General features: G+C 61.6%; 9 protein-coding genes. 6 read left to right on the top strand and 3 right to left on the bottom strand.

Annotation, left to right across the window (positions count from 1 at the left end; genetic code table 11):
* From gyrB to dnaA, 3 genes are all read right to left on the bottom strand, one after another.
* Window positions 1-2,351, bottom strand: a 2,351-nt coding sequence (gene gyrB, locus JOZ06_RS01435; RefSeq protein WP_293227959.1) for a DNA topoisomerase (ATP-hydrolyzing) subunit B, incomplete at its 3' end; no start/stop codon positions are given.
* A 53-nt stretch (window positions 2,352-2,404) separates the two neighbouring features.
* Window positions 2,405-3,511 (bottom strand): DNA polymerase III subunit beta, encoded by a 1,107-nt coding sequence (gene dnaN, locus JOZ06_RS01430; RefSeq protein ID WP_293227958.1) that lies wholly within the window; start codon window positions 3,509-3,511, stop codon window positions 2,405-2,407.
* 46 nt (window positions 3,512-3,557) lie between these two features.
* Window positions 3,558-4,988, bottom strand: a complete 1,431-nt coding sequence (gene dnaA / locus JOZ06_RS01425) for a chromosomal replication initiator protein DnaA (RefSeq protein WP_293227956.1) — start codon at window positions 4,986-4,988, stop codon at window positions 3,558-3,560.
* Window positions 4,989-5,297: 309 nt separating this feature from the next.
* On the opposite strand from dnaA, the gene rpmH reads away from it, so the two are divergent.
* From rpmH to JOZ06_RS01395, 6 genes are all read left to right on the top strand, one after another.
* Entirely contained in the window at window positions 5,298-5,432 is a 135-nt protein-coding gene (rpmH, locus tag JOZ06_RS01420) for a 50S ribosomal protein L34 (RefSeq protein ID WP_008955801.1), read from the top strand.
* Window positions 5,433-5,440: 8 nt separating this feature from the next.
* A complete protein-coding gene (rnpA, locus tag JOZ06_RS01415; protein WP_293227947.1) occupies window positions 5,441-5,803 on the top strand; it encodes a ribonuclease P protein component in 363 nt (120 codons plus the stop codon).
* Window positions 5,779-5,988, top strand: coding sequence for a membrane protein insertion efficiency factor YidD (gene yidD, locus JOZ06_RS01410; RefSeq protein ID WP_293227945.1), 210 nt, complete (start codon window positions 5,779-5,781; stop codon window positions 5,986-5,988). The genes rnpA and yidD overlap by 25 nt, the downstream gene beginning before the upstream one ends.
* Window positions 5,989-6,006: 18 nt before the next feature.
* Window positions 6,007-7,644 carry a membrane protein insertase YidC gene (yidC, locus tag JOZ06_RS01405; protein WP_293227943.1) on the top strand — a complete coding sequence of 546 codons (1,638 nt, stop codon included), beginning with the start codon at window positions 6,007-6,009 and terminating at the stop codon, window positions 7,642-7,644.
* 68 nt (window positions 7,645-7,712) lie between these two features.
* Complete coding sequence (mnmE, locus tag JOZ06_RS01400) at window positions 7,713-9,068, top strand: tRNA uridine-5-carboxymethylaminomethyl(34) synthesis GTPase MnmE (protein ID WP_293227941.1); 1,356 nt, start codon at window positions 7,713-7,715, stop codon at window positions 9,066-9,068.
* A 108-nt stretch (window positions 9,069-9,176) separates the two neighbouring features.
* A partial coding sequence (locus JOZ06_RS01395; RefSeq protein ID WP_293227939.1) for a Fic family protein occupies window positions 9,177-10,186 on the top strand: 1,010 nt, incomplete at its 3' end.

Here is a 10,186-nt window from a genome sequence, read left to right as displayed (position 1 = left end):
ATGAAGATCTTGCGCGGCTCGACGTTGTCGCCCATCAGGGTGGTGAACACGTCGTCGGCGCCCATGGCGTCTTCGATCTTCACCTTGAGCAGACGGCGCACGCCCGGGTCCATCGTGGTTTCCCACAGCTGCTCGGCGTTCATCTCGCCCAGCCCCTTGTAGCGTTGGATGCTCAGGCCCTTCTTGACGTCGGCCAGCAGGTAATCGAGCGCTTCGCCGAAGGTGGTGACCTCGCGCACGGTTTCGCCGCGGCGCACGGTGGCGCCTTCGCCCATCACGCCGCGCAGCATGTCGCCGGTGCGCACCAGTTCTTCGTAGTCATGCGACTCGAGGAAGTCTTGGTCCAAGCCGGAGACGATGGTGTTGCCGTGCAGCTTGCGGGTGATCTTGATCATCCAGCCGTCGTTCTTGCTGTCGTGCACCAAGTCCAGGTCGATGTCTTCGTGCGGCACCTTCTCGTTGAGCAGCTCCAGCGTGCGGCGGGCGGCCTGTTCGGTGTCCAGCGACAGGCGTTCGACCTTGAGCATCGCTTCTTGCAGCAACGGGTCGATGACGCGGCTTTCGCGTTCGATCGCGGCGCGGGCCAGCAGGTATTGGCGGGCGACCTTGCCCAGCTCTTCGCCGGTCAACGGTGCTGCGCCTTCGCGCGGGATCAGCTCGGCGCGGTCCAGTGCCAATTGCAGCAGGTATTGGTCGAGTTCGAAGTCGTCCTTCAGGTACCGTTCCTGTTTGCCGTGCTTGGCCTTGTACAGCGGCGGCTGGGCGATGTAGATATGGCCGCGTTCGACCAGTTCCGGCATCTGGCGGTAGAAGAAGGTCAGCAGCAGCGTGCGGATGTGCGCGCCGTCGACGTCGGCATCGGTCATCAGGATGATGCGGTGGTAGCGCAGCTTGTCCGGGAAGTATTCTTCCTTGCCGATGCCGCAGCCAAGCGCGGTGATCAGCGTGGCGATTTCCTGGCTTTGCAGCAGCTTGTCGAAGCGGGCTTTTTCCACGTTCAGGATCTTGCCCTTCAGCGGCAAGATGGCCTGGAACTTACGGTCGCGGCCCTGTTTGGCGGAGCCGCCGGCGGAGTCGCCCTCGACCAGGTACAGTTCGCACATGGTCGGGTCTTTCTCCTGGCAGTCTGCCAGTTTGCCCGGCAGGCCCAGGCCGTCCATGATGCCCTTGCGGCGGGTGATTTCGCGGGCCTTGCGCGCCGCTTCACGGGCGCGGGCGGCGTCGACGATCTTGCCGCAGATGATCTTGGCGTCGGCGGGGTTTTCCAGCAGGAAGTTTTTCAGCGCTTCGCCGACCACTTCGTTGACCACCGGGCCGATTTCGCTCGACACCAGTTTGTCCTTGGTCTGGCTGGAGAACTTCGGATCCGGCAGCTTCACCGACAGCACGCAGGTCAGGCCTTCGCGCATGTCGTCGCCGGTGGTTTCCACCTTGGCCTTCTTGGCGGTTTCCGATTCTTCGATGTACTGATTGAGCGTGCGCGTCATCACCTGGCGCAGCGCGGTCAGGTGCGAGCCGCCGTCGCGCTGCGGGATGTTGTTGGTGAAGCACTGCACCGACTCCTGGTAGGAGTCGTTCCACTGCATCGAGATTTCGGCGCTCATGCCGTCCTTCTCGCCCAGGGCGTAGAACACCTTGGGGTGCAGCACGGTCTTGTTACGGTTCATGTACTCGACGAAGCCGGCGACGCCGCCCGAGTAGGCGAAGTTCTCTTCCTTGCCGTTGCGCTTGTCGATCAGCGTGATCGCCACGCCGTTGTTCAGGAACGACAGTTCGCGGATGCGCTTGGCCAGCACGTCGAAGTGGTATTCCACCAGGCCGAAGATATCGGCGTCGGCGTGGAAGTGCACTTCGGTGCCGCGATGATCGGAGTGCCCGGTCACGGTCAACGGCGCCACGGCCTCGCCATGGCGGAATTCCATTTCGTGCACCTTGCCGTCGCGCCACACCTTCAGGCGCAGCCAGTCGGACAGGGCGTTCACCACCGAGACGCCGACGCCGTGCAGGCCGCCGGAGATCTTGTAGCTGTTGCTGTCGAACTTACCGCCGGCGTGCAGCACGGTCATGATCACTTCGGCGGCCGAGCGGCCCTCTTCCGGGTGGATGTCGGTCGGGATGCCGCGGCCGTTGTCTTCCACCGAGATGGAGTTGTCCGGGTGGATGATCACGCGGATGGTGTCGCAATGGCCGGCCAGCGCCTCGTCGATGGCGTTGTCCAGCACTTCGAACACCATGTGGTGCAGACCGGTACCGTCCTGGGTGTCGCCGATGTACATGCCAGGGCGTTTGCGTACCGCGTCCAGACCTTTAAGTACCTTGATACTGTCCGCGCCGTATTCCTGTTCGCTCATAAAACCTTCTTCTTCGTGTGTCTGTCAGTGCGGGGGCCGGGGCCCCCACGCGCTTAGATGCGCATCGGCATCACGATGTACTTGAAGTCGCTGTTGTCCGGGATGGTGAACAGCGCGCTGCGGTTGGCATCGCCAAACGCCAGTTGCAGGGTGTCGGCCGGCAGGTTGGTCAACACGTCCAGCAGGTAATTGATGTTGAAGCCGATCTCCAGGGTGCCGCCGGTAAAGCCGATTTCCAGCTCTTCCTCGGCTTCTTCCTGCTCGCTGTTGGTGCACAGGATCGACATGGCGCCGGGCTTGAGCACCAGGCGCACGCCGCGGAATTTCTCGTTGGCCAAGATCGCCGCGCGCTGCAAGGCGTGCAGGAAGGTAACACGTTCGATCAGGAAGATCTTGTCGTTGTCGAGCGGAATCACGCGGTTGTAGTCGGGGAACTTACCGTCGACCACCTTGCTGATGATCACCGTGGTGCCGAAGCTGAAGCGCACTTGGTTGCCCAGCACTTCGATCGCGATCGGATCGTCGCTGTCGGCCAAGAGCTTATACAGTTCCAGCACGGTCTTGCGCGGCAGGATCACTTCCGACTTCGGCAGGCTCTCCTCGACCTCGGCCGACGAAAACGCCAGGCGGTGGCCATCGGTGGAGATCAGGCGCACCTGGTTGCCCTCGGTCTGCATCAACAGGCCGTTGAGGTAGTAGCGGATGTCCTGCACCGCCATCGCGTACTGCACCTGCGAGATCAAGCGGCGCAGCTCGCGCTGGCTCAGCTTGAACGCGGCTTCCGGGCTGCCGTTGACCGGCAGCATGGGGAAATCTTCGGCCGGCAGCGTCTGCAGGTTGAAGCGCGACTTGCCGGCTTTCAGCGTCAGGCGGCCGTCTTGCTGTTCCAGCGTCACGGTGGCCTTGTCGGGGATCGCGCGCAGAATGTCCTGCAGCTTCTTGGCCGACGTGGTCAGCCGGAAATCTTCGCCCGGCAGCGCGTCGCTGCTGGCGGTGGTGATTTGAATTTCCAGGTCGGTGGCGAGAAAGCCGACTTCGGCGCCCTTCTTTTCGATCAGCACATTGGAAAGAATGGGTAGCGTGTGGCGGCGTTCGACAATGCCTGTCACCGCCAGCAGCGGCTTGAGCAGGGCATCGCGTTCGGCTTGCAGAATCAGCATGTTCCGGACTCCCGAAGAGGAACGAGTGGTGAATTAATCATGGCTATCAGTTGCGCAACATGGATAGCAATGTTTCGTAATCGTGTGCGATGTCGCTGTCCCCGGTGCGCATTTCCGCAATCGTCTTGCAGGCGTGCAGCACCGTGGTGTGGTCTCGCCCGCCGAAGGCCTCGCCGATGTTCGGCAGGCTCAGCTGGGTGATTTCCTTGGCCAGCGCCATGGCGATCTGCCGTGGGCGGGCGATGTCCCGGCTGCGCTTTTTCGAGTGCATGTCCGAGAGCTTGATCTTGTAATAGTCGGCCACCGTCTTTTGGATGGTGTCGACCGTCACCTGGCGGTTGCCGGCGGCCAAGATGTCCTTCAGCGCTTCCTTGACCAGCTCCATCGAGATGCTCTGGTTGGTGAAGCGGGCATAGGCGACCACGCGCTTCAGCGCCCCTTCCAGTTCGCGCACGTTGGAGCGCATGTTCTGGGCGATGAAGAAAGCGACGTTGTGGTCGAGCTTGATATTGTCGGCCTCGGCCTTCTTCATCAAGATCGCCACGCGCATTTCCAATTCCGGCGGCTGAATTTCCACCGTCAGGCCCCAGGAGAAGCGCGAAATCAGCCGCTCCTCCATGCCTTCGATCTGTTTCGGATACGTATCGCAGGTCATGATCACCTGCTTGCCGCCTTCGATCAGCGCGTTGAAGGCGTAAAAGAATTCTTCTTGCGTGCGGTTCTTGCCGGAGAAGAACTGAATATCGTCGATCAGCAGCAGGTCGAGCGAGTGGTAGTAGCGCTTGAACTCGTCGAAAGCCTTGTGCTGGTACGCACGCATAATATCGGCCACGTAGCGTTCGGCATGAATGTAGCGGATGCGCGCCTGCGGCGACTTCTGGTACACGTGGTTGCCGATCGCCTGAATCAAGTGGGTCTTGCCGAGGCCCACCCCGCCGTAGACGAACAGCGGGTTGTAGGCCGGGTCGCCGGGGTTGTCGGCGATCTGCGCCGCGGCGGCGCGCGCCAGCTGGTTGCCCTTGCCGGTGACCAGCGTGTCGAACGTGAACGCCGGATTCAACCGCGTGCTCTCATGACCGGCGCCGATGGCCTTGACCGCGGCGGCCTGGCGCGGCTGCGCCGGGGCGGCCACGGGCTGGCTGGTGGCGAAACCGTTGACGCTGGCGGCGGACGGCACGGCCGCGGGCGCGGCGGCCACCGGCGCGGCCGGCATGACGCGGGCAGGGCGCGGCTGCGGCGTGCCCAGGCGCAGTTCCACCGGCACCTCGCCCATCAGTTCAACGGCGATTTCCTCGATGCGGCCGAGGAAGCGGTCCTTGATGAACTGCATGATGAAGCGGTTGGGCGCCAGCAATGCCACGCTGTCTTCCGTGGCTTCGGCCGCCAGCGGCTTGATCCAGGTATTGAACTGCTGCGAAGACAGTTCAGATTCGAGGCGAGCCAGGCACAGCGGCCAAAATTGATCCAGTTCGGTCATTAACGTTGTACGCAGTTCTGCAAAGCAAAATCCCGCCGCGCCCAAATAAGGGAAGCTTCGGCGGGAGCCCCGGCGCGCGGCGCGGCCGAGACGATGTTCGACTATGGATACGAAAACCCCGGCGGGCGCCTGTTGGCAAAATAAGGCGCAAGACATAAGCCGGGGAGCTGCAAGCACTGCCCATTCTAAAGGTTTTTGCCCGAGTTATCCACAGGTGGGTAAAAAATTAGCGGTTGACTTTTCTCCTAACATGTTGTCAAATCTCGCGTTTATTTTCATTACCGTTTCGATTAATAGGAACACCGCATCATGAAGCGTACTTATCAGCCTTCCACGACGCGCCGTAAGCGCACCCATGGCTTCCTCGTCCGCTCGAAGACCCGTGGTGGCCGCGCCGTACTGGCAGCACGCCGCGCCAAGGGCCGCAAGCGTCTGGCCGTGTAATTCGGACATTGGACTACAGCTTTCGCCGCGCGTACCGGCTTCTGAAAACGGATGATTTCTCATCCGTTTTTGGTATGCGGCAGGCACGCAGCAATGCTTTCTTCCAGGTGTTCGCCCGCGAAAACGGCCTGGGCCATGCCCGCGTAGGCCTCGTGGTCGGCAAGAAAGTGGCCAAGCGGGCCGTTCGCCGCAACTATATCAAGCGCACTGTGCGCGAATGGTTCCGGCTGAACCAGCACCAGTTGGGTGGCATGGATTATGTCGTGCGCGCAAAACTTGTCTTTGGCCACGATAAAAGATCCGAAGCTGTCATGGCTTTGTCGACACTGTTTGCTAAACTAGCTCGATGTCGCGACTCCTCATCCTCCTGATCCGGTTCTATCAGTTGGCCATCAGCCCGTGGCTCGCGCCACGGTGCCGTTTCATGCCGACTTGTTCCTGCTATGCGATCGAAGCGGTGAAAAAACATGGCGCCTGCAAAGGCGCCTGTCTCGCGGCAAAACGGATTGCACGCTGCCACCCCTGGGGCGGCAGCGGCTTTGACCCGGTACCCTAAACTTATCCGGTAACCAAGATGGATTCCAAGCGCCTCATCATCTTTATCGTGCTGTCCCTGGGCATCCTGCTGTTGTGGCAGGAAAAATTCGCGCCCAAGCCGCAACCCGCCCCCGTCGAGCAAACGCAGACCGCGCAAACGCCGGCCGCCGCCGCTCAATCGGGTAGCGCCGAAGTCGGCAAGCTCACCCGTGGGCAGCGCATCCGCGTCGACACCGATGTCGTGCACGCCGAAATCGACACCGTCGGCGGCGACCTGCGCAACCTGGAACTGCTCAAGCACGATTCCACCGCCGACGCCAAGAAGCCGTTCGATCTGTTGACCGACAACAACGGCCGCGTCTACGTCGCGCAAACCGGCCTGTTGGCCGACAGCGACCCGGCCCTGCCGACGCACAAGACCGTGTTCACCTCGGCGCAAACCAGCTATCAACTGACCGGCGACACGCTGGAAGTGAAGCTGACCGCCCCGGACGCCAACGGCGTCAAGGTCAACAAGGTCTACGTCTTCAAGCGTGGCTCCTACGACATCGGCGTGCGCTATGAAATCACCAATGGCGGCAGCACCCCGCTGGCGCCGACCGCCTACTACCGCCTGCTGCGCGACGGCAAGTCGCCGGAAGGCGAAAGCCGCTTCGCCCAGACCTTCACCGGTCCGGCCGTATTCACCGCAGCCAACAAGTTCCAGAAGATCAAGTTCACCGACCTGGACAAGGGCAAGGCGGACTACACCAAGGACGGTCATGGCGGCTGGGTCGGCATGCTGCAGCACTACTTCATGACCGCTTGGCTGATGAAGCCGATCGGCGGCCAAGACGTGTGCCTAGCGGCCAAGGCCTGCCGTTTCGACATGGACACCAAGGACGGTCTGTATTCGGCCAGCGCCATGATCGACATGAAGCCGATCGCCCCGGGTCAAACCGCTAGCCTGACCGTGCCGCTGTATGCCGGTCCGGAAGAGTACAGCACCATCACCAAGGTGGCCGACGGTCTGGAATACGCCAAGGACTACGGCATCTTCTACATCTTCGCCTCGCCTCTGTTCTGGCTGCTGACCAAGCTGCACACGCTGGTGAGCAACTGGGGCTGGTCGATCATTCTGCTGACGCTGATCGTCAAGGCGGTGTTCTACCCGCTGACCGCCGCGTCGTACCGCTCGATGGGTAAGATGAAGGCCTTGTCGCCGCGTCTGGAGCGCATGAAGGAGCAATTCGGCGACGACCGCGTCAAGTTCCAGCAAGCGGTGATGGAGATGTACAAGCAGGAGAAGGTCAACCCGCTGGGTGGCTGCCTGCCGATGCTGATCCAGATTCCGGTGTTCATCGGTCTGTACTGGGCGCTGTTGTCCTCGGTCGAGCTGCGCCAAGCGCCGTGGGTGCTGTGGATCACCGACTTGGGCCGCCCGGACCCGTTCTACGTGCTGCCGGCGATCATGGCCGTCACCATGTTCCTGCAGACCTACCTGAACCCGCCGCCGACCGATCCGGTGCAGGCCAAGATGATGAAGGTGATGCCGCTGGCGTTCTCGGCGATGTTCTTCTTCTTCCCGGCGGGCCTGGTGCTCTACTATGTGCTCAACAGTGTTCTGTCGATGGCGCAGCAGTGGTTCATCAATCGCCAGATCGAGCAATCGAAAAAGCTCGCTCAGCAAAATTGATCGCCGCCTGAACGGTAAACCCAAAGCCCGACCGCCTGCGGTTGGGCTTTTTAACATTTGAGCCGACCATGTCCTCGATTCGTTACACGCCCGCCACCATCTGCGCCGTCGCCACCGCTCCGGGCCGCGGCGGCGTCGGCGTGGTGCGCGTCTCCGGCCGCGACCTGCTGCCGCTGGCGGCCGCCATCAGCGGCGGCAAAACGCCCAAGCCGCGCTATGCGCTCTACACCGACTTCGTCGCCGCCGACGGCGGCGCCATCGACAACGGCCTGATGCTGTATTTCCCCGCGCCGCACTCGTTCACCGGCGAAGACGTGATCGAGCTGCAGGGTCATGGCGGCCCGGTGGTGCTGCGCATGCTGCTCGCGCGCTGCGTCGAATTGGGCGCGCGCCTGGCCGAGCCGGGCGAGTTCTCGCGCCGGGCGTTTCTCAACGACAAGATGGACCTGGCCCAGGCCGAAAGCGTCGCCGACCTGATCGACGCCGCCAGCGAATCGGCGGCCAAGGGCGCGCTCAAGTCGCTCAAGGGCGCGTTCTCGCACGAGATCCACGCGCTGGTCGACGGGCTGATCACGCTGCGCATGCTGGTCGAGGCCACGCTCGACTTCCCCGAGGAAGACATCGACTTTCTGCAGGCGGCCGACGCCACCGGCAAGCTCGCGGCGCTGCGCCAGCAGTTGGACAAGGTGCGCGCCACCGCGCGCCAAGGCGCGATCCTGCGCGAGGGCATGCACGTGGTGCTGGTGGGCCAGCCCAACGTCGGCAAATCGAGCCTGATGAACGCGCTGGCCGGGGACGAGGTGGCGATCGTCACTGACATCGCCGGCACCACGCGCGACACGGTACGCGAGGAAATCCTGCTCGACGGCGTGCCGGTGCACATCATCGACACGGCGGGGCTGCGCGACACCGACGACGTAGTGGAGAAAATCGGCATCGAGCGCACTTGGCAAGCGGTGGAACGCGCCGACCTGGCGCTGGTGCTGGTCGATAGCACCGAGGGCGTGGACGAGGGCGTCGAGCAAATCCTGGCGCGCCTGCCCGACGGCTTGCCGCTGGTCTTCGTCTTCAACAAGATCGACCTGGCCGAGATGACGCCGCAGCAAGACACGCATAACGGCCACCCGGCGGTCTACCTGTCGGCCAAGACGCAACAAGGGGTCGACCTGCTCAAGGCGCGGCTATTGCAGATGGTGGGTTTCAGCGGCGCGAGCGAAGGCGTGTTCCTGGCGCGCGCGCGCCATATGGACGCCATCACCCGCGCCAGCGCGCACCTGGAACAAGCCGCCACCGGCTGGCAGCAGATCGAGATCTTCGCCGAGGAACTGCGGCTGGCGCAAAACGCGCTGTCGGAGATCACCGGCGAGTTCTCCTCCGACGACCTGTTGGGGGTGATCTTCAGCCGGTTCTGCATCGGCAAGTAATCCACCTACTCCGGAATAGGGTAACCTTTCGGTTAATTGGGGTATTATTGTGGTTATTACCCCATTTGTGCGATACGATTACCCTATTTCCCCCTGGATGCCCCGACTGTGCACTCGCTCACTTCCGAATACCTTTCCGCGCTTCGATACGACGGCACACAAATTGCCACACTACGTGCATTGGGAGAATATCAAGGTAAGCAGCAGTTGTACGTAGCACAGTCGCCAGAAGCCCTCAAAGATTTACGACAAGTCGCTGCGGTTGAATCCACGGAATCGTCAAACCGTTTGGAGGGTGTCATCGTTGCACCGGGACGGCTCAAGTCTCTGGTTATTCGAAATGCGGCACCAAAGAGCCGCTCAGAACAAGAGGTCGCCGGCTACCGCGACGCCCTGGCCATGATTCATGAATCTGCAGTCCATATGCCGTTTAACGATAGCGTGGTCCTGCAGCTTCACACCCTGCTATACCGCTACATGCCGCAATCCGGCGGACGTTGGAAAGCCACCAATAACGACATCATCGAACGGCGCCCGGATGGATCCTCCCGGCTGCGCTTTCAACCTGTGGCAGCACACCTCACCCCAATGGCAATGACTGATTTGACCCAGCGGTATGCGCGGGCCTTGGATCAACGGCTGGCGGATCCCTTGGTTCTTGTACCACTGACAATGCTCGATTTCTTATGTATTCACCCTTTCCCTGACGGAAATGGCCGCATATCCCGTTTGTTGACTTTGCTGCTTCTCTACCACTTTGACTATGCCGTAGGCCGTTACATCAGTCTGGAGCGGATTTTTGAAGAGACCAAGGAAGGGTATTACGAGACATTGGAAGCAAGCTCGCAAGGCTGGCACCAGGGGCAGCATGATGCCAAACCGTGGTTAGACTACTTCTGGGGCGCGTTACTGCGTGCCTATCGAGAATTTGAGGAGCGAGTCGGCACCCTTGAACATGGTCGAGGAAGCAAGGGGGACCGTGTGCGAACAGAGATACTCAAGCGCACGCGACCATTCTCCATTTCTGAGATCGAGGAGGCCTGCCCTGGTATCAGTCGAGACATGGTGCGACTCGTATTGCGCGCAATGAAGGTAGAAGGGCTCATCGAACCGACAGG

It is taken from the genome of Paludibacterium sp., from assembly GCF_019232825.1.
GTDB lineage: Bacteria > Pseudomonadota > Gammaproteobacteria > Burkholderiales > Chromobacteriaceae > Paludibacterium.
The sequence above is the reverse complement of the archived record's forward strand: the minus strand, read 5'-3'. Positions and strand labels throughout refer to the sequence as shown.